The 20254-nt window shown below is 51.3% G+C and carries 16 protein-coding genes and 4 tRNA genes; 5 read left to right on the top strand and 15 right to left on the bottom strand.

The features are described from left to right. Positions 1-43: 43 nt before the first annotated feature. The 8 genes from tuf to rpsU all read right to left on the bottom strand — a co-directional run bounded on the left by tuf (position 44) and on the right by rpsU (position 3306). Positions 44-1234, bottom strand: a complete 1191-nt coding sequence (gene tuf, locus JHU38_RS01875) for an elongation factor Tu (RefSeq protein WP_107581767.1) — start codon at positions 1232-1234, stop codon at positions 44-46. A gap of 75 nt (positions 1235-1309) precedes the next feature. Then, positions 1310-1381, bottom strand: a tRNA-Thr gene (locus tag JHU38_RS01870). Positions 1382-1387: 6 nt separating this feature from the next. After that, a tRNA-Gly gene (locus JHU38_RS01865) sits at positions 1388-1460 on the bottom strand. Between the two features lie 65 nt (positions 1461-1525). Further along, a tRNA-Tyr gene (locus JHU38_RS01860) sits at positions 1526-1607 on the bottom strand. Positions 1608-1653: 46 nt separating this feature from the next. After that, a tRNA-Thr gene (locus JHU38_RS01855) sits at positions 1654-1727 on the bottom strand. A 99-nt stretch (positions 1728-1826) separates the two neighbouring features. Next, positions 1827-2126 carry a ribosome hibernation-promoting factor, HPF/YfiA family gene (hpf, locus tag JHU38_RS01850; protein ID WP_107582365.1) on the bottom strand — a complete coding sequence of 100 codons (300 nt, stop codon included), beginning with the start codon at positions 2124-2126 and terminating at the stop codon, positions 1827-1829. Between the two features lie 23 nt (positions 2127-2149). Continuing rightward, on the bottom strand, positions 2150-3031 hold the full coding sequence (gene xerC / locus JHU38_RS01845) for a tyrosine recombinase XerC (RefSeq protein ID WP_107582364.1): 882 nt from the start codon (positions 3029-3031) through the stop codon (positions 2150-2152). 83 nt (positions 3032-3114) lie between these two features. Further along, positions 3115-3306 carry a 30S ribosomal protein S21 gene (gene rpsU / locus JHU38_RS01840; protein ID WP_107581766.1) on the bottom strand — a complete coding sequence of 64 codons (192 nt, stop codon included), beginning with the start codon at positions 3304-3306 and terminating at the stop codon, positions 3115-3117. Positions 3307-3649: 343 nt separating this feature from the next. Here rpsU and JHU38_RS01835 point away from each other — a divergent pair, with 343 nt between their 5' ends. Then, entirely contained in the window at positions 3650-3895 is a 246-nt protein-coding gene (locus JHU38_RS01835) for a hypothetical protein (protein ID WP_107581765.1), read from the top strand. A 101-nt stretch (positions 3896-3996) separates the two neighbouring features. On the opposite strand, the gene JHU38_RS01830 is transcribed toward JHU38_RS01835, so the two are convergent. After that, on the bottom strand, positions 3997-5796 hold the full coding sequence (locus JHU38_RS01830) for an aminopeptidase P family protein (RefSeq protein ID WP_107581764.1): 1800 nt from the start codon (positions 5794-5796) through the stop codon (positions 3997-3999). 251 nt (positions 5797-6047) lie between these two features. Between JHU38_RS01830 and JHU38_RS01825 the strand changes: the two genes are divergently transcribed. Together JHU38_RS01825 and JHU38_RS01820 are read left to right on the top strand one after the other, a co-directional pair. Continuing rightward, positions 6048-7040, top strand: coding sequence for a malate dehydrogenase (locus JHU38_RS01825; RefSeq protein ID WP_107581763.1), 993 nt, complete (start codon positions 6048-6050; stop codon positions 7038-7040). A gap of 136 nt (positions 7041-7176) precedes the next feature. Continuing rightward, positions 7177-9471, top strand: a complete 2295-nt coding sequence (locus tag JHU38_RS01820) for a family 20 glycosylhydrolase (protein WP_107581762.1) — start codon at positions 7177-7179, stop codon at positions 9469-9471. Between the two features lie 98 nt (positions 9472-9569). Here the strand turns inward: JHU38_RS01820 and JHU38_RS01815 are convergent, their stop codons facing one another. The 3 genes from JHU38_RS01815 to JHU38_RS01805 all read right to left on the bottom strand — a co-directional run bounded on the left by JHU38_RS01815 (position 9570) and on the right by JHU38_RS01805 (position 12638). After that, the gene (locus tag JHU38_RS01815) at positions 9570-10769 is read right to left on the bottom strand and encodes a MalY/PatB family protein (RefSeq protein ID WP_107581761.1); all 1200 of its coding nucleotides are present in this window, start codon (positions 10767-10769) and stop codon (positions 9570-9572) included. A 57-nt stretch (positions 10770-10826) separates the two neighbouring features. Further along, positions 10827-11705: a DUF3737 family protein gene (locus JHU38_RS01810; RefSeq protein ID WP_107581760.1), complete on the bottom strand. Its 879-nt coding sequence runs from the start codon at positions 11703-11705 to the stop codon at positions 10827-10829. Positions 11706-11888: 183 nt separating this feature from the next. After that, complete coding sequence (locus JHU38_RS01805; RefSeq protein WP_146157002.1) at positions 11889-12638, bottom strand: hypothetical protein; 750 nt, start codon at positions 12636-12638, stop codon at positions 11889-11891. Positions 12639-12925: 287 nt separating this feature from the next. Between JHU38_RS01805 and fucP the strand changes: the two genes are divergently transcribed. Next, positions 12926-14239, top strand: coding sequence for an L-fucose:H+ symporter permease (gene fucP, locus JHU38_RS01800; protein ID WP_107581758.1), 1314 nt, complete (start codon positions 12926-12928; stop codon positions 14237-14239). Between the two features lie 53 nt (positions 14240-14292). Here fucP and JHU38_RS01795 read toward each other — a convergent pair whose 3' ends face one another. Then, complete coding sequence (locus tag JHU38_RS01795; RefSeq protein WP_158267293.1) at positions 14293-14436, bottom strand: hypothetical protein; 144 nt, start codon at positions 14434-14436, stop codon at positions 14293-14295. A gap of 299 nt (positions 14437-14735) precedes the next feature. Then, entirely contained in the window at positions 14736-17621 is a 2886-nt protein-coding gene (locus JHU38_RS01790) for a M16 family metallopeptidase (protein WP_107581757.1), read from the bottom strand. A gap of 215 nt (positions 17622-17836) precedes the next feature. Here JHU38_RS01790 and JHU38_RS01785 point away from each other — a divergent pair, with 215 nt between their 5' ends. Continuing rightward, positions 17837-19003: an acyltransferase family protein gene (locus tag JHU38_RS01785; protein ID WP_107581756.1), complete on the top strand. Its 1167-nt coding sequence runs from the start codon at positions 17837-17839 to the stop codon at positions 19001-19003. On the opposite strand, the gene JHU38_RS01780 is transcribed toward JHU38_RS01785, so the two are convergent. Continuing rightward, on the bottom strand, positions 18993-20216 hold the full coding sequence (locus JHU38_RS01780) for a 3-deoxy-D-manno-octulosonic acid transferase (RefSeq protein ID WP_107581755.1): 1224 nt from the start codon (positions 20214-20216) through the stop codon (positions 18993-18995). The genes JHU38_RS01785 and JHU38_RS01780 overlap by 11 nt on opposite strands. Positions 20217-20254: the final 38 nt, after the last annotated feature.

The following is a 20254-nucleotide window of genomic DNA, read 5'->3' as shown; positions in this document are numbered from 1 at the left end:
CCCGCCACCGCAGTAGCGGGAACTTCTATATCGTTAGACGATATTAGTCTTCGTATACTTCTGTAATCTGACCGGAACCAACCGTACGACCACCTTCGCGGATAGCGAAACGGAGACCTTGGTTCAAAGCAACAGCGTAGATCAACTCTACAGTGATTTCAACGTTATCACCGGGCATAACCATGTCTACGCCTTCGGGCAATGTGATTTCACCTGTGCAGTCCATTGTACGGAGGTAGAACTGTGGACGATACTTGTTTCCGAATGGAGTATGACGACCACCTTCTTCCTTCTTCAGTACATAGATAGAAGCCTTGAACTTCTTGAACGGTTTGATCTGTCCGGGATGGCAAAGTACCATACCACGCTTAATTTCGTTCTTATCGATACCACGGAGCAACAAACCTACGTTATCACCGGCCTGACCTTCGTCCAAAATCTTACGGAACATTTCAACACCTGTTACAACAGACTTCTTGTCCTCACCGAGACCGAGCAATTCTACTTCATCACCTACGTGGATAACACCTGTCTCGATACGACCGGTAGCTACGGTACCACGACCTGTGATTGAGAATACATCCTCGATAGGCATCAAGAACGGCTTATCAGTAGCGCGAGGAGGCTCCTGAATCCACTCATCAACGGTATTCATGAGGTCCATTACACGGTCAACCCATTTCTCTACACCGTTCAAAGCACCGAGTGCTGAACCGCGGATGATAGGAGTATCTTCCTCGAAGTCATACTGCTCAAGGATTTCGCGAACCTCCATCTCAACGAGTTCAAGCATTTCCTCGTCTTCAACCATATCGCACTTGTTCAGGAATACAACCAAACGGGGTACGTTTACCTGACGAGCCAAAAGAACGTGCTCACGTGTCTGAGGCATAGGACCATCAGTAGCAGCTACAACCAAGATAGCACCGTCCATCTGGGCAGCACCGGTAACCATGTTCTTCACATAGTCGGCGTGACCCGGGCAGTCTACGTGCGCGTAGTGACGCTTTGCTGTTTCATACTCAATATGAGCAGAGTTAATGGTAATACCACGCTCTTTTTCTTCAGGAGCGTTGTCAATCTGATCAAAAGACTTAACATCTTCATTACCGAAACCCTTATCGTGAAGAGTCTTAGAAATGGCAGCTGTCAAAGTTGTCTTACCGTGGTCTACGTGACCGATAGTACCAATGTTAACATGCGGCTTGGTACGCTGGAATGTCTCTTTAGCCATAGCTTAAAAATTTTATTTGCAATTATATTGAATAATCTTTGTTTTCTTCATCTATCATCCAGAATCGGAAGCGAGAGCTGTAACTGAGAGTTGAACTCAGGACCTCTTCCTTACCAAGGAAGTGCTCTACCACTGAGCTATTACAGCAAAGAGAGCGGAAAACGGGGCTCAAACCCGCGACCCCCAGCTTGGAAGGCTAGTGCTCTATCAACTGAGCTATTTCCGCATATATTGTTTTTTGACTACACCTTAATATATTATATAGTCTCTGAAACGTTCACTTTTCCGATGTGGGTAGTGATGGATTCGAACCACCGAAGCAAGAAGCAGCAGATTTACAGTCTGCCCCATTTGGCCACTCTGGAAACTACCCTTATTATGTTCGCGCAGAAGTTTCTTCTTTTTACAAGATTCCCCTGAGCCTCTTGTCGGATTCGAACCAACGACCCCGAGATTACAAATCACGTGCTCTGGCCAACTGAGCTAAAGAGGCATGTCTTCGCAGCCGCTTAACGGCCTTAAATAGACGTGTTGTAAAACGGCTGCAAAGATACGACTTATTTTTTATATTCCAAAACTTTTCCGTTTTTTTTTACCGGTTGCGCACTTTTTCCTTAAATTTCGTCAGTTGCACTTTCAAGGAGTCTACCACTTGATCTACACCCTCTTCAAAAGTATCACACGTCTTCTCGGCAAAAAGAGCCTTGCCTGCCACATTCACCGTAATGCTTACGTTCTTGTTCATGGCTGTCGCCGGCTTTACGACTTTTAATTGCACCTCTACTTTCTGTATATCTTCGTAAGTTTTTCCTAACTTGGCGACTTTCTTTTCGATAAACGCCTGTAACTTCTCGGTAGTGTCGAAGTGAATCGACTTAATCATTACTTCCATAGTGACCTCCAATTTTAATAAGGTTACGCCCTGGGATGGGCTTCAGTATAAACTTGTTTCAACTGCTCAAAAGTTGTGTGTGTATAAATCTCCGTCGTAGAGAGACTTTCATGTCCGAGCAGCTTCTTCACGCTTTCCAAACCGGCGCGATGGTTCAACATCGCCGTGGCAAAGGAATGTCTTAGCACATGGGGCGTACGTTTCTTCAACGTACACGTCCGTTCCAAGTTTTTCTGAACTTCATACCTGACCTGCACAGCCGTCATGCGTTCTCCTTTCTCCGTCAGGAAAAGCGCCTGTCTGTCGCCGACAATCTTCTCTTCACGAAGTTTCATATAGGCTTTCAGCTGCCGATCAAGCTCTTCGCCAAAAGGAACGATACGTTGTTTATTTCTTTTGCCCGTCACCTTTATCTGCCTGTTGATAAAATCCACCGCGGAATTATCCAAGCCCGTAAGCTCCGAAAGGCGAATACCGGTTTCGTAGAAGAGCATTATAATAGTACGCGCGCGTACATCCTTATAAGAATCTCCCCACATTGACGGCTCCAAAAGTCGGTCGATATCATTTTCTTTCACGAATTGCGGCAAAGGCTTCTCCTTTTTCGGACTGCTCACTTGCCTTGCCGGGTCTTTTTCGACCCATCCTCGCGAAAGGGCAAAACGATAAAAGGAACGTAATGCGCTCAGACGTCTGTTTACTGAGGTTGCACTATTCCCCTTATCTATCATGCTCTCCATCCAGTCACGGATCACATCAGAGTCGACCGACTCCCAAGAGAGATGACCACTCAAATTCTTGAAATAGGCTTCGAAGGCACTCAAATCCTCCGTATAGCTTTTTACTGTCAGCACCGAGCGATTGCGCTCATACTGCAAGTAGTTCAAAAAATCTGCTATCGTCATCATGCGTTGCTAAGACTTTCTTTTGGCAACGAATATACGGAAATAATTTTAAACTACCAAACTTTTAACGGGAATTTACGCAATTATTCCTCGTTCGTGCGCAACTGCTGCACGTAAATGGCATGCTCCATCTTGAGTCTCTTCAAGACCGACGGCTTGTTGTACTGCTGACGAGCGCGAAGCTCCTTTACAACACCTGTCTTTTCGAATTTTCTCTTGAACTTCTTGAGAGCTCTCTCGATGTTTTCACCATCTTTTACGGGTACAATAATCATTTTTCGTTTTGAATTTAAAATTGTTATTTATTTACCTAAAGCTCAACCGGTTAGCCCCAAATCGGACACAATACCACGATAAGCGGCTGCAAAGTTACATGATTTTTAAGCAATTACCAAATTATTTAGCCAATTTCCTTCTCCTTAATTATAATATATGTCAGTTCTTCATGAAGCGGGAAGTGTCCACTTCCTTACGTTTTTTCTCCTTACAACAGCAGGTTATTTATTCCCCAACGGTCAAGACAAAACGATATATACGTCAAACGATGTAAAGAAAGCGGAGCGTTTCTTAACACTTGAACAGACACGCAAATAGCTTTCAAAAACCGATATATCAGCTTTGAAAAGCATAGAAAACGCTCCTAAAATTGTCAAAGCTATGCTTTCAGGAGCTAAAAGCACAGCGATGAGCAAGTCAAAGCAGCCCTTTTGCGTTGCAAAAGAGCTGCAAATGGAGGCCAAAAACAGGCATTTTGCTGACAGCAAACACTGTCATTTTACAAAAATACGCACTCAACAAGCTGATTATCAACAATATAACAAAACGCCCTTATTTTCGTTTAAAACCGACAAAGGATGGACTTGAACGAAAATAAGAGCGTCATTTGGGAGATGATGTCAAAAAAGATGACAGTCTTTAACACTTTTCCGGTCCGGACAACGCACCGGCCTGAAGCTGTCATCTGTTCACGCCAACGGCTGGGTAGCTTCGCGCAGCCAAGCCTGTTCATCGGCATTGAGCAACGGCGAGAGGCGGTCGTAGACGAGCTGATGGTAGTCGTTGAGCCACGCTATTTCCTCGTCGGTCAGCAGTTCGCGGGCAATGGGGACCGTATCAATGGGACAAAGGGTGAGCGATTCCATTTGGAGAAAACGGCCGAACTCGGTTTCCAGATAGGGGCAAATGAGCAAAGTATTCTCGATGCGCACGCCGAAACGGCCGGCCAAATAGATTCCCGGTTCGTCGGTCACGGTCATACCGGCCCGCAATGGCGCCGGTTTGTACTCCATCCGGATCTGGTGCGGGCCTTCGTGCACGTTGAGATAACTTCCCACGCCATGGCCCGTACCGTGGAGATAGTTCATCCCCTCTCGCCACATCGCCTCACGGGCCAGGGCGTCGAGCTGCGTGCCGCTGACGTTCTCGGGAAACTTGGCCAACTCCAGTTGTATATGACCTTTCAGCACGAGCGTATAGACACGTTTCTCTTCCTCGGTCACGGGCCCCAAGGCCACGGTACGAGTGATGTCGGTGGTGCCATCTTGATACTGCGCTCCACTGTCGATAAGCACGAACCCGCAAGGCTTCAACGCCACGTCGGTCTGCGGTGTAGCCTCGTAATGCACGATGGCACCGTGGGCCGCGTAGCCCGCTATCGTGTCGAAGGATATATCTCGGAAGAGCGGTTGTTCCCTGCGCAGGGCCAGCAGCTTATCGGCGACGGTCATTTCGGTCACGTCTCCGGCCTCAACGGCAGGGCGCAGCCATTTCAGAAACTTCACCATGGCCACGCCGTCACGGGTCATGGCTCGCCGGAAACCGTCGATTTCGGCTTCGTTCTTCACGGCTTTCATCTGCGGAACGGGCGACGGCCGTCGCACCACCTGCGCCCGGTTGTCCTTCATACAGGCCATCAGATAGCTGTTGGTTTCGTTCTCATCCATCAGGATGTTGTAGGCGAAATAGTCGTGCCGCAGGTAGTCGGCCACGTCGCTGTAGTCTCTTACCGCCACGCCCTGTGTCGTCAGGTAATCCCTTACCTCATCCGTCAGCTTCTCGGGCTGCACAAAGAGAGTCGTCCGTTCGGGTTCCACCACGAGATAGGCCACGAAGACGGGGTTGCAATGCACGTCGGTGCCACGCAGGTTGAGCGTCCATGCGATGTCGTCGAGGGCCGACATGAGCATGCCGTCGCAGTGTTGCGCACGCAGCGCCTCGCGTACGCGCGCTAGTTTGGACGCGGCGGTTTCGCCGGCCAGCTCTATGGGCTGCACCTCGACAGGATTTTGCGGGATGGGCGGCCTATCGATCCACAGCGTCCGCATCGGGTCGAGGTTCACACGCAGGGTCAGTCCGCCTTGTTTGCGCAGCTCTTGCGTAAGCGCGTCTACCTCGGCGGCGCTGTTCACCCATCCGTCTAACCCCACTTCCTTGCTCTCGGAGTCGGCCAAGACCCGTCCCAGCCATTCGGCAATGGTGGGCGTACCGGGCATTTTCAGGCGCATCAGCACGATTCCCGTGCCCTCCAACTGCTTTTCGGCAGCCAGAAAATAGCGCGAATCGGTCCATAGAGCGGCCTCATTCATCGTCACGACAACGGTGCCGGCTGAGCCGTCGAAACCCGAAATCCACTCGCGGATCTTCCAATGGTCGGCCACATATTCGCTGTTATGCGCGTCTGTACTGGGAAAAATAAACGCAGCCATCTTTTCGCGGCTCATCAGTGAGCGCAGGGCTGCCAATCGTTGACGTATTTGCTCTTTCATCTTTATTTTGTAATATAGACTTTACAAAGATATTCTTTTTAAGAATTAACAACAAATTAAAGACGGCATAAATGAAAACGATACGCTTTTTTTATTATCTTTGCAGAAGATAGGCGGCGCTCGGCAATTTGAAAGCAAGCTTTCATTGCGCTCACTGGCACTATCTTTACAAAAGAATCGAAACCTAAAGATTTCGTTTCAACGCTGTTTGTGCATCCATACATATTTAAATTAATAATAAGTTTACAGTTATGAATTATTTAACGAATGACAAACTGGTCATCGTCGGCGCAGGCGGCATGATCGGTTCCAACATGGTACAGAGCGCCTTAATGCTCGGTCTTACTCCCAACATTTGTCTCTACGATATCTTTGAGCCGGGTGTGCACGGCGTTTACGACGAGATGGCACAATGCGCGTTCCCGGGCGCTAAGCTCAGCTGGACCACTGACCCTGAAAAGGCGTTCACGGGTGCCAAGTATATCATCTCTTCGGGTGGCGCTCCTCGCAAGGAAGGCATGACTCGTGAAGACCTGTTGAAAGGTAACTGTAAGATTGCCGCCGAGTTTGGTGACAACATCAAGAAGTATTGCCCCGAAGTAGAGCACGTGGTTGTGATCTTCAACCCGGCCGATGTTACCGCTCTCACCACCTTGATTCACTCCGGTTTGAAGCCCAACCAGCTGACTTCGTTGGCCGCTCTCGACTCTACCCGCCTACAACAGGCTTTGGCTGAAGAGTTCGGCGTACAACAGGACACGGTTACCGGTGCCCACACTTACGGTGGCCACGGCGAGCAGATGGCTGTTTTCGCCTCGCAGGTGAAGGTTGACGGTAAGCCATTGGCAGAGATGGGCCTCAGCGACGAGCGTTGGGAAGAAATTAAACACCACACTGTTCAGGGCGGTTCCAACATCATCAAACTGCGCGGTCGCAGCTCTTTCCAAAGTCCGGCCTATAACGCCGTGAAGATGATCGAGGCTGCCATGGGTGGCGCAACGTTCACCTTGCCCGCAGGTTGCTATGTTTGCAACGAAAAGCTGGGCTTCAAAAACGTCATGATGGCTATGCCGACGACCATCGACAAGACGGGTGTCCACTTCACGGAGCCTACAGGAACCGAAGAGGAACTGGCCGGTTTGCAGAAGTCTTACGAGCACCTTTGCAAGATGCGCGACGAGATTGTCGCGCTCGGAATCGTTCCTCCGGTTGACCAGTGGAAGGAAATGAATCCCAATCTCTAAGCAGCTCTATCAAACACAATGATAAGCAAGAGGCTGAATCCGTTGAAGGTTCAGCCTCTTCTTTTTGCTCCAATCGGTTGGAAATAAGCAAAATAAACCGTACTTTTGTGGCAACAATCCATCAAATAGACTCTAAATGAAAACAATCCGAACATTTTTCACGCTCTGCCTGCTGGCTTTAGGCATGGTAGCCGCGGCTCAACAACCGGCCATCATCCCCGTTCCAAGCAGCGTGAGCTGGGCTTCGGGCACCTACACCCTACCCTCCGGGCAAATCACCATTGGCTGTAGCAGCGCGCAACTGCATCCCGCGGCCGACTATCTGGCCGCCATGCTGGCCCGGCCGACGGGCTGTCAGGTTAAGGTAAAGAACAACGGCAAGGGCCGAATTCGCCTTTCCATGACCGGACAGGGTGCCGCCGGAGGCTACCGGTTGCGTGTTGACGCGCAAGGCGTGGCCATCACGGGCAACGACTATCGTGGCGTCATTAACGGAATAGCAACCTTACGCCAGCTTTTTCCCGACGACATCGAGTCCCGTCAGGCTGTCGACGTCCGCCGATGGACCCTACCCTATGTCAACATTACCGACCAACCCCGCTTCGAATGGCGTGGAATGGAGCTCGACTGCTCGCGCCATTTCTTCTCGGTAGACGAGGTGAAAGAATTGCTCGACGTGCTGGCGCTCTATAAAATAGACAAGTTCCACTGGCACCTGACCGACGATCAAGGCTGGAGAATCGAAATAAAGAAATATCCTCTGCTCACGCAACGCGGCGGCTGGCGCACGTTCAACAACCAGGACTCGGTCTGCATGCGGCGGGCCGTGGCCGAAGACAATCCCGATTTCAATCTTCCCGCGGACAAGATTCGCACGAATGGGCAGGGGCAGCAGGAATATGGCGGCTTCTATACACAGGCACAGGTGCGCGATATCGTAGCCTACGCCAAAATACGGGGCATTGATGTCATTCCCGAAATCGACATGCCGGGCCACAGTTTGGCTGCCATCGCCAACTACGACGGCCTTTCGTGCTTCCCACAGACCGGCTGGGGCACCGTCTTTACAACCCCGATGTGTCCCGGAAAGGATAAGATGCTACAGTTCTGTAAGGATGTATGGAGCGAGGTTTTCGACCTTTTCCCCTATGAATACGTACACATAGGCGGCGACGAAGTGGATATGAAGAACTGGAAGCAGTGCCCCGACTGCCAGAAACGCATGGAATCGCACCGGTTGAAGACCGAATCGCAACTGCAATCGTGGTTCAATCACGAGATGGAACGGTTCTTCAACCAGCACGGACGTACCATGATCGGCTGGGATGAAATCATAGAAGGCGGCCTCGGCGCGACTTCTACCGTCATGTGGTGGCGCACTTGGGCACCCAATGCCATGAAACAGACCACCAGTCACGGCAATAAGTTCATCTGTACGCCCAACGTTCCGTTCTATTTAGACTACGATGAGGGTGGTAAATCGCTCATCAACCTCTATGCTTTCAACCCACAACCCGACAATTTGACGACTACTGAGAAAGCGCTTATACTGGGTGTGCAGGGTAATTTGTGGACAGAATGGGTGCCATCGCGCAACCGCATGATGTATATGGCATTCCCCCGCATGCTGGCCGTGGCCGAATTGGGTTGGGGTAAGCCCGCGAACGCGAAGTTCGAGGACTTCAACTGCCGCCTCATCAAGCATTACACGCGCCTTCAGAAGTTGGGCGTCACCTATCGTCTGCCCGATCTGACCGGCTTCCACACCACCAATGTCTTCACGGGAGACCGAGGAACGGTCAGCGTCAACTGCCAAGATCCGCAGGCGGTGATACGCTATACCACCGACGGAACACTGCCCAACGAACATTCTAAACGCTATACGGGCCCCTTCGAGATCGACCGCAACACTGATTTTATCTTCCGTTCGTTTGCCACCGATGGTCGAAAGGACGCTTTCGTCAAAGTTTCCTACCGCAAGGAAACGCCAAGCGAGGCTATCGAAGTGGCTGATTTGTCAGAAGGTCTCAGTGCGGAATGGCACGAATACACCGGTGCCGACTGTGCCGGAATCGAAGCCGCGCCCGTCAACGGCTGCTATACTGTAAATGGAGTGATGATTCCCGACAGCGTGAAAGGCAATATCGGACTTATCATCACCGGTTATATTCAGGTGCCGGAGGATGGTATCTACACCTTTGCGCTACTTTCCGACGACGGCAGTACGCTGAAAATCGACCATCAGATGGTTGTAGACAACGACGGAGAGCACTCTCCTCGCGAGATCATAGGTCAACACGCGATGAAAGCCGGTTTACATCCCATCGAGGTAAAATTCTTCGATCACAACGGCGGACAGCTGCGGTTGCACGTCTACAATGCCCAAGGCAAAGAGGTACAGGTGAAATACTGGGGAACGCCTCAGCTCTAAACACCTTATTCTATTCAAGCAAAGAGGCTGACAACGCGTCATGATACGTTGTCAGCCTCTTTGCTTTTATTGTTTTCTTTTCTAAAAATCGGTTCCCGTTAGAGCGGACATCCGTGCGCTTCATCTATCATGTATTCGGCCAAACAACGACCCATACGCTTCAAAGCTTCGAGCAATCGCGCCCTCGGACAGGCGATATTAAGGCGAATAAAGCCCTGACCGGCACGCTGCCCATACATCGTTCCGCTGTTCACCATCACCTTAGCTTCCTTCAAGAGTTTGGCCGTCAGTTCGTCCGAAGTAAATTCCAGCCCCAACACATCAAGCCAAATGAGGTAGGTTCCCTCCATTCTAACCACCTTCAACTTCGGCATTTCCGTTGCCACAAACTCTTTCACGAGTTCATAGTTGCCATGAATGTAAGCATTGAGTTGGTCCAACCACTCCCCGCCTTCATTGTAAGCAGCTTGCAAGGCCAGCACGCCAAACGGATTGACATCGCACACCTCATTGATATTAATAGCCCTTTCAATACGGCGACGCACAGCCCTGTCGGCACAAATGATATTGGCTATCTGTAGCCCCGCTATGTTGAAAGACTTCGATGGTGAGTTCAGAACGACGCAGTTGTCACGACACGCGTCCGACACCGACGCAAAAGGAACAAACCGGAAGCCCGGCATGACCAGTTCGCAGTGTATCTCGTCCGACACCACTTTCACACCGTGCTTCAGGCAGATGGCGTTCATCCGCTCCAACTCTTCACGCTTCCACACCCTACCGGCAGGATTATGAGGATTGCAAAGCAGAAAAACAGTCGTCTTTTCGTCGGCACACTTGCGCTCGAAATCATCGAAATCGATATGATAAGTACCGTTCTCATAGATCAACTCGTTCTCCGCAAGCTGGCAACCGCTGTTGGTTATCGAAGAGAAAAAGCAGTTATAGGCCGGCGTCTGCAACAAAACTTTCTCGCCCGGCAGCGTCAATGCCTTGAGCGTACAGCTGACCGCAGGCACCACACCGGTGGTATAAAGAATCCAGTCGCGCTCTATCGTCCAGTCGTGACGACGTTTGAACCAGCCAACGATGGCTTCATAATAGCTATCGGGCACCTTCGTATAGCCGAAAATGCCTTGTACCACACGCTCCTGCAACGCTTTCGTGATGGCAGGAGCCACCTCGAAGTCCATATCAGCCACCCACATCGGCAGCACATCCGCGTCGTCGAGCACATCCCACTTGTAAGAATTGGTGCCCCGACGCTCTGTCAGTTTATCAAAATCGTATTTTACCATAATATGATGTAAAGTATCAAATATTCAATGTGCAAGTATCCCCACCTTTCGTCTGCTTTATTCCGCCAGACTTGACGACTCTTGGGAGGAGCAGCTACGGCTTACAATCTCGCAATCCCTGCCCTTGGCAAAGGCATCATAGGTTATCCGACCTACTTCATCGGCCACGATACGCCCACTGATGGGGTTCTTTATCTCCGTTATCTTGCCACGAATGGTCGCGTTGATATTGCGACAATCCTCAAAAGTACGGTCGCAGGCAGCATCGAAGGTGCAATCCTCCAGCGTGATACTATCAAGATAGCACAAAGGTTGCTCACCGCTGATGTGGCAACGCACCAGTTTCACGTTCTTAGAGTGCCACGCCAGATACTCACCGTCGAGTTCCGAATCGTACACCGTCACGTTTTCGCACTCCCAAAAACTATCTTTCGTCGTAATCTTGGCATGATGCACCTCTACGTTTTCACAATACTGAAACACGTATTTAGCGTCACTCACCAGCCCGTCTACATAAATATTCTTTGAAAACATGAAAGGATAAGTGCCCTCATGCAGTTCTACGTTCTTCAGTTTCAGCCCATCCACCTTCCAGAAGGTTTCGTCGGCATCGGTTATCTTCACGTTTTCCAACTCCAGATTCTTCATCTCTCGGAAGAACTTCGGGCCGTCGATCACGCAGTCTTTCATCACCATATTGTCGCTATACCAGATGGCCGACCGGCTTTCGGGCGCAAAATAGCAGTTCGTAATGACCGATCCGTCTACATGCCACCAAGGGTATTTGCCATAGAACTCGGAAGAATCACACTCCAAATTCTTACAACATTTGACGCCCGACTCACCATCTACGATGGTTATATGCTCTAAACGCGTGTCTGTTATCCCAAAGAGTGGACGTTCACCGCCAAACTCCTGATTCTTAATTATCTCCATTTTTGAGTTACATAAATCTTTAATTAAAAAATCATCCTTTCATTATGAATAGCAAAAGTACAAAAAACATGCCAAACAACAACAAACAACGGCCGGATTGCGCCATGGCTGACGCAATCCGGCAGAATGACAACGAAGTAAATGAAACGCCACGATCGATCGCGTCGCGTCGCCATCATAACGTCAGAAAAAGGCCGAAAGAGAGATAAAGAGCGAGCGAGTCATGCTCAAATGGTCAACGCCTCCCACCCGTTTACCTTGATAATAGAGGTTGTTCCGACACGAATTGATGTCGTAGTTAGACACGCTGTAACCAATGGAGATGGCGCCATCGTCGGTACAAAAACTCAAAGCGGTGCGCACCCGCCAGGCCAGCCACTCGCCATCACGGTTCTTCAGGTGGCGGCGTCTGTATGCTTTCCTGCCGTTTATCTCCGTTACTTCTTCACCAAAAGGCCACGAATCGACCCACTTGCTGTCGTTACGGGGAAACGAAAGGACCAATCCGGGATTGCATTCCAACATCACGCCCACGCTACGACGGCGTCCTATCCACAGCCGTGGCGTACGAAAAGCGAGCGAAGGATGCAGGTTGAGCCGTATGACGCGTTCGGAATCATACTCCTCACGGCCATTATCCGTACTCACCAACAGGCCTTTTTTACCCTTGTTGTCGTCCAACTCCAGCGACAGACTCAAACCCGCGTAGGTCATGGGATACCAAGCCGCGCCCAATTCCCAGGCGACACTGGCATCGGAACTTACGTTAAAGCCCGCCTGCAACGTGGCAGAGAGCTTCGGCAATGGGTCATGCCGGTTGTTGACACGCGTCAGAGAGTCCAGATTCATCGACTGCGCGCCGCACGGCAGCAGCCCTGTCATCATCAAAAACGCCGACAATACCAAGGTTGAAAAACACGATTTATGCTTCATTATTCATATTTTATCAGAGTATGTTCATGTGGCGGCAGGGCGAAAGCCCTCCGTCCGCCCCGTCACTTCCTACCGTTAATGACGGAAACGGCAGTCTTTTCCCCCACGACAGCCATAGAAAACATGCGGAAAAAGGGCGCACGCAGTGTTAATATACGTAAAACGAGACCACCAAAGCATCATTTTTCCTACTTTTGCAACACATAATCACTAAAGGATTCCGCTTTTTACTGGTTTATATCTCTTATTTTGAGAGGAGAAAGGAATCCCTTAGCACACTGTCAAAAATGAAAGAAAGCAAGAAAACACTGCTCACAAAAGACGGAATCAGCTACCTGATTCCTTTTATTCTGGTCACCACTTGTTTCGCCCTATGGGGCTTCGCCAACGACATCACCAACCCTATGGTGAAGGCTTTTTCCAAGATTTTCCGCATGAGCGTAACCGATGGAGCCCTCGTCCAACTGGCTTTTTACGGCGGCTACTTCGCTATGGCCCTGCCGGCAGCCCTCTTTATCCGCCGCCACTCTTACAAGGCGGGTATCATGTTGGGGCTGGCACTCTACGCCATGGGCGCGCTGCTGTTCTATCCGGCCAAGATGAGCGGCAGCTACTACCCCTTCCTGCTGGCTTACTTCATCCTTACCTGCGGCCTGTCGTTCCTCGAAACAAGCGCAAACCCTTACATCTTGCAGATGGGGCCCGAAGAAACGGCCACCCGTCGGCTCAATCTGGCGCAGTCGTTCAACCCCATCGGGTCGCTCTTAGGCATGTACGTGGCCATGCACTTTATTCAGGCACGCCTCAACCCGATGGACTCGGGCACTCGAGCCACACTCTCCAACTCCGAGTTTGAGGCCATGAAGACCTCCGATCTGGCCGTCCTCATCGCCCCATACGTCTTCATCGGCGCAATGATACTGGTCATGCTGCTGTTTTTCAGTTTTACACGCATGCCCCGCTTAGGCGACACCGACAAGAAAATTAGCGTCAGACAATCTATCCGAAACGTACTTTCCATTCCGAAATACAGGGAAGGCGTGGTGGCCCAATTCTTCTATGTGGGTGCCCAAATCATGTGTTGGACTTTCATTATCCAGTACGGCACCCGCATTTTCATGAACCAAGGCATGGACGAAAAGGGCGCCGAGGTGCTCTCGCAGCAATACAACATTGTGGCCATGGTGCTCTTCTGCAGCAGTCGTTTCGTGTGTACCTACCTCCTGCGGTTCATTAATCCCGGCAAACTGCTGGCGCTCTTGGCCGGCTTAGGCGGACTGCTCACCGTGGGCGTCATTGTCTTTCAGGACATCCGAGGGCTCTATTGCCTCGTGGCCGTATCAGCCTGCATGTCGCTGATGTTCCCCACCATCTACGGCATTGCGCTCACCGGACTGGGAGATGATGCCAAATTCGGGGCCGCGGGCCTCATCATGAGCATCCTCGGCGGTTCGGTACTCCCCCCCGCCCAAGCTGCCATCATCGATCAAGGCATCGTCTTCGGCCTGCCTGCCGTCAATGTTTCGTTCCTGCTGCCGTTGCTTTGCTTCGCCGTGGTATGCTGGTATGGTGCCAGAACATGGCAACGGGCGCGGGCATAAACCACGCCCCGGCAACTCGGAATTATCTTTACAAAAGGCCTTTACTGGCTGCGTTATTTCAAAATAATCGGCGATTGACTCGAAAAAAGCCGATTATTTGCGTTTTTAATAACATGCTGATAATCAATCATTTCTCTTTTTTCACCCTCCATTTCAGCTTCTAAAACCCTCATTTTAGCCTGCTTTTTGCCTATCATCGCAGCCTTTTCGGCATGTAAAAGCAGCCCTTTGAGCGTGTAAAAGCTATGCTTTGACCTCGCAAAAGTTATGCTTTGACGTACCAGTATCCTTTTTTGCGAGATTTTATCTCACAAAAACGAGATTTCAAACGCTAAATGGTGCGAAAAAAAAGATCGCTTTTTAGTGAACAAAAGTTTACAAATTACCCGGCTTTTGAATAAACAAAGGCGACAAAGTGATATGCAAGGGGATGAATGGCGCGGAAAGAAAGTGGGCACGACTCATCACGTTCCGATTCTGGTTTTTAAGCCCACTTTCACCTTATATCCTCCTTTTTCCACTCTACGACACGCCCCAGCCTACGCAATGCCGTGCGGTCGATGGCTTTGAGATTACCGATAACAAAGTAGGAACGGGGTGCCACCTTCACGGAAGCATCGTAATAGTCGCGAACGGCTGCAGGTGTGATGCGGCGAATGGCCTCCGTCAGTGCGCTATCGGGGTCTTGCGTATAGCCGCAAAGTTCCTGTCCGCCCACGTACGCAGGGCGCTCACGGAAATTGGGACAAGCGTTGTTGACAGCATTCACGCACGACTGGCGCGCCGTCAGCAGGTCTTGCTCGTTCCAAGGCATGTGGGTCTGGAGACTATCGATGAGCAGTAATGTCGTCATTGCCTTGTCTGTCTGCGTACCAGCAAGCGTAAAGAAAGCGAAGGGCTTATCTTCCGAAGACTTGTGGGCACGCTTGAGCGTTATTCCCTGACTCGAATAGACCAACGAACGCAGGTCGCGCAGCTCACGGAAGAGCACCGAATTGAGGCCACCGTTGCTGAAATAGTTCTGCCAAACAGTAAATTTCGCCTCTGTTTCCGTTGATGACAGCGGCGGCAACACCGCGTATGTGCCCACCATGGTCTGTCGGGCATCGGGTTTGTCGTAAACATAGACAATGGGCGTGGTCACCGGCATGGCGTCGAAATCATCTTCTTCGTAGGCCGTGCGGTCAGTAGCCGGCAAGAATCGGCGCAACATTCGCGCCACCGAATCGGTCGAAAGACGCCCCGTATAACAGGCCGTCAGCCGGCCCTGCTGCGCTTGTTTGAACGCCATTTCCATATCGGCATTCTTCAGCCTGCTCAATTCGGCCGTGCGCATGCCATACGACAGCAGCGCCTTCTCTCCCTTCCCGATGCGCAGCAACATAGCTGTCACGATGTCGTTCATATCGCGACCGAAGTATTTATCGCCCAAACGGGCATCCTTGCGAGCCGCTTCCATAAACCGGGCTTCGGTCTTAGGATGCGCCAACAGGTCGGACAAGAGCCTCAACGAGGCTTCCAGATTATGGTCGAGTCCTGTCAGCCGCAGTGTCATCTTTCGGTAGTCGTAACTCCCGGTAAGCGTTGTGCCCTGACCTTGCAGCAGTTTGGCAAAGGCCTGCTTGCCAAGCGACGTCGTACCGAGATAGTCGAAGAGGTCATTCATCTGATGAATGGGCTTATCGCCATGCAGCTGATGCCAAGTGAGAGTCAGCTCAAAAATGTCGTTCAGCGGATTAGGCGTAGTATAAAGCATGCCGTTGGGGGGCAAGCTCGCACGGTCTACGTCGGTTTGGAAATCGACGAAGCGAGGCGAAAGCTCCTGTGTGGGCAACAGAGCCAGCTGTTTGGTGAAAGCCGACGACTGGTTTTCGTCCGCTGTCTGCACAGGCTGATAGGGTGGCTTGGCGATTCGGTCTTTCTTATAATGGCCGAATTTCTTGTGGATGACAAGATATTGGTCGGCAAAATACTGCCGGCAAAATGCCACAACGTCCGCTTTGGTCAACTGCGGCAAACGTTCCACGGCCTGCAAATAAGCATGCCAACTCGTTCCTCCCGAATAGACGTCGGCCATGGCATTGATGCGCCTGTCGAGTTTCTCCAGCCGTTGGGCCAGTTCCTTTTGGTATTCGAGTTTAGACGCAGCCAAAGCCTCCTCTGAAAACTGTCCGTTGCGAAGCTTATTGATTTGCTCCCACAGCAGCAGCTCGGCCTTCCGCTTCGTTCCAAAGGGTATTCTGGGCACTGCCAGCAACCCCATCAGCCCCGCTTCCTTGGTAAACGTGATAGGATCGGCCGCCGCCATGGCGTACATCAGCTTGTGATGGCTCATCAGCGAGTCTACCAGCCCACTGCCATTGCGGTTGCTCAAGAGGCCCATCGCTAATTGGGCAGTCAGATAATCGGGGCTATAAGGCTTCGGACCACGAAACACCAAGGCTGTAGCCTTGACCAACGGGAAGGGTATTTTCAGGCTCAACGCCTTCTTGGGACTGAAAGGAGCCAGACCGATGTCGGCCCTATGGGGCACCGCACCGCTGCGAATACGGCCGAAAGTCTGTTCAAGCAGCGGCATAACGGAATCTGCGTCGAACTTACCACACAGAATCAGCGCCATGTTATTGGCCACATAATACTTTCTGAAAAAGGCTTCCATATCGGAAAGACGGGGATTCTTCAGATTCTCTGTGCTGCCGATAACCGGATAACCATAGCTACTGCCTCTGAAAATAAGCTCCTGAGCGCGTTCCATCAGGCTGCGTCCGAAATCGTCGGCGGCCCGGTTTTTCTCTTCATATACCGTTTCAAGCTCGCTCTGAAACAGCCGAAAGACGGGCTGCAGGAAGCGTTCGCTGTTGAGAGCACACCACTGGCGCAGGTATTGGGGAGCAAACTCGCTGTGATAGACGGTTTCATCAAGGCTCGTAAAGGCGTTGACGCGACTGCCCCCGTAATGGGTGAGCAGTTTGGAGAACTCATTGGGAATAGCGTAAACGGCCGCCTGACGATTCAGTTGGTTGATTTCCTGCTGAATATGTCGACGCTGCTGTAAATCGGTCGTGCGCGAGAGGGCGTCATATTGCCGTGCGATTTGGTCGAGGAAAGGCTTTTCCTTAGCGTAATCGGTCGTGCCGATGGTCTGCGTGCCTTTGAACATGATATGCTCGAAGTAATGAGCTATGCCCGTATTGGGGCAGTCTCGGGCACCGGCCCGCACGACAACATAGCCGATGACCTTAGCTTGGCTGTCGTCGGGATTGAGCCAAACGGTCAGTCCGTTGGCCAAGTTTTTTTCGATGACGCGCAGGGATTGGGGGGCATTTGCCCACGACCGACCGATAGTCAGGCACAAAAAGGAAAAAAGAAGAATGCGTTTCATAAATCAAGAAAATTGATTAGTCAATGGAAACAAGCCGTATCAAAAGTAGCATAATTATGACAATGTGACGCTAAAAGACAGGTTTTTCAATTCGTTTTTATACATTTTTGGCTAAAAAGATTGTATCTTTGCCCTCTCAAGCGGGTTGAGAAAGCTGTCGCGAAACGGATGACAGACTTTTCTCGCAAGTATCTCTTTAAACGAAACAGAACACAATGGAATCTCATTCAGCCGTGGTGTTTGCCGACAGCAAGCCCCACTATCAACTGCTCGACGGCCTTCGAGGCGTCGCCGCCCTGTTGGTTTTATGGTATCACGTGAACGAAGGCTTCGGCTTTGCGGGCTACGTGAACGGCGTAAGCGACGGTAGCGTCGTGCAGTTCAACCACGGTTATCTGGCGGTGGACTTCTTCTTCATCCTCTCGGGCTTTGTCATCGGTTACGCCTACGACGACCGCTGGCAGCGAGGATTCACCAAACGGGAGTTCTTCCGCCGCCGATTGATTCGCCTGCACCCCATGGTGGTCATGGGAGCGGTCATCGGCCTGGCGACGTTTCTGCTGCAAGGCAGCGTCAGATGGGATGGAACGTCGGTGCCGCTGTCGCTCAGCATGCTGGCATTGCTGTGCACGCTATTCATGATTCCGGCCGCTCCGGGCAGCAGTTACGACGTGCGGGGCAATGCCGAAATGTTCTCATTGAACGGGCCGGCGTGGTCGCTGTTCTTCGAATACATCGGCAATATTCTCTACGCGCTGTTCATTCACAAGTTGTCAACCAAGGTGTTGGCGGTGCTCACTGCCGTACTGGGCTTATTGCTGGCATGGTTCACGATGAGCGACGCGACCGGCACGGGATCGTTCGGCGTGGGTTGGACGCTCGACGGCCTGAATTTCTGGGGCGGCATGCTGCGAATGATGTTCCCCTATACGGCGGGCATGCTGCTTTCGCGGGTGTTCAGGCCCGTGAAAACGCGTGGCGCGTTCTGGCTTTGCTCGCTTGTCATGCTGCTGCTCTTTGCCGTTCCCTACATCAATGGGAACGAACCTTTCTGCCGGAACGGCCTGTTCGAGGCTGCCTGCATCATCCTTGTGTTTCCCGCCATCGTGTGGATAGGCGCTTCGGGCACGACGACCGACCGCCGTTCCACACGGATATGCCGGTTCTTGGGCGACATTTCGTTCCCGCTGTACATCATCCACTATCCGTTCATGTATCTTTTCTACGCGTGGATGATACGCCACGAGGTCTACACTTTCAGTGCATGCCCCTGGCTTTCGGTCGTCGTGATGGCCGGAAACATCGCTCTGGCCTACTTGCTGTTTAGGTTTTTCGATCTTCCGGTTCGCAAATGGCTCAACCGGAAGACCACTACAAAGTAATCTTTGAAAGAATTTTGGCCGACGCTCCCGCACGGCCGAGAACATAACGGCCGGCTTCATCGCCGGCTGTTTTCATATAGTCGGCGTCGGCTTCAAACGCTTGCATCAAATCGGCAAACGATCGTGCGTCGGCAACCTCAAAGCCTCCACCGGCCCGCAACAGGCCTTGGGCTTCCTGAAAACGCTTGTTGTTGGGGCCGAAAAGCACGGGAATGTTCCACACGGCGGCCTCCAGCACATTGTGAATACCCACACCGAAGCCGCCACCCACGTACGCCACGGTGGCATAATGGTAGATGGACGACAACAGACCGAAGCAATCGATAATCAGGACGTCGGCTTCGGCCACTTGTTCGAGGGTCGCTCGCGTATAGCGGACGACCTTTCGCCCTTTCAGAAGGCTTTGAATCTGGGTCAGATGGCTTTCACCGATGACGTGGGGAGCCACGATGAGCTTCCAGTCAGGGTGTTTCAGGAAGTAATGAATGAAGATTTCCTCATCGGGAGGCCATGAAGAACCGGCCACAAACACCTTGGGAGCGTCCTTGACAAACCGCTCCACCGGCGGCAACCGCTTACTGGCGTCCTTGATTTGCAGCACACGGTCGAAGCGGGTGTCACCCACAACGTCGACCTCGGTGATACCCAAACGGGCCAAAAGCTCCCTGCTCTCCTCGTTCTGCACGAAGAAATGCGTGAAACACTTCAACACTCGGGCGTATTGCGTGCCATACCAACGGAAGAATACCTGGTCGGGACGGAAGATACTGCTCACGCTATAGACGGGAATATTGCGATGTTTGAGGATATGAAGATAGTTATACCAAAACTCGTATTTGATGAAAAAGGCCATTTCGGGCCTTACCGCCCGCAGGAAACGGCGTGCGTTGCGTATCGTATCCAATGGAAGATAACAGATTATGTCAGCTCCCTCGTAGTTTTTTCTCACCTCATAGCCCGAAGGAGAAAAAAACGTGAGCAGTATCTTGTACGCGGGATAACGCGAACGAATGCTTTCGATGAGCGGACGGCCCTGCTCAAACTCGCCCAAAGAAGCCGCATGGAACCAAATATAGCGTGCTTCAGGATCCACTTTCTCTTTCAAAACGCGAATAGCCCGGCGTTCGCCGGCCCACATCTTCTTAACTTTCTTGTTAAAAAGACTCGCTATGGCAACGCCAAACAGATACAGATAAATGACGATTTGATACACGCTTTTGGATTTTGACTGTACAAAAAATATTCAGAAAC

It is taken from the genome of Prevotella illustrans, assembly GCF_017426725.1.
Lineage (GTDB): Bacteria > Bacteroidota > Bacteroidia > Bacteroidales > Bacteroidaceae > Prevotella > Prevotella illustrans.
The sequence above is the reverse complement of the archived record's forward strand: the minus strand, read 5'-3'. Positions and strand labels throughout refer to the sequence as shown.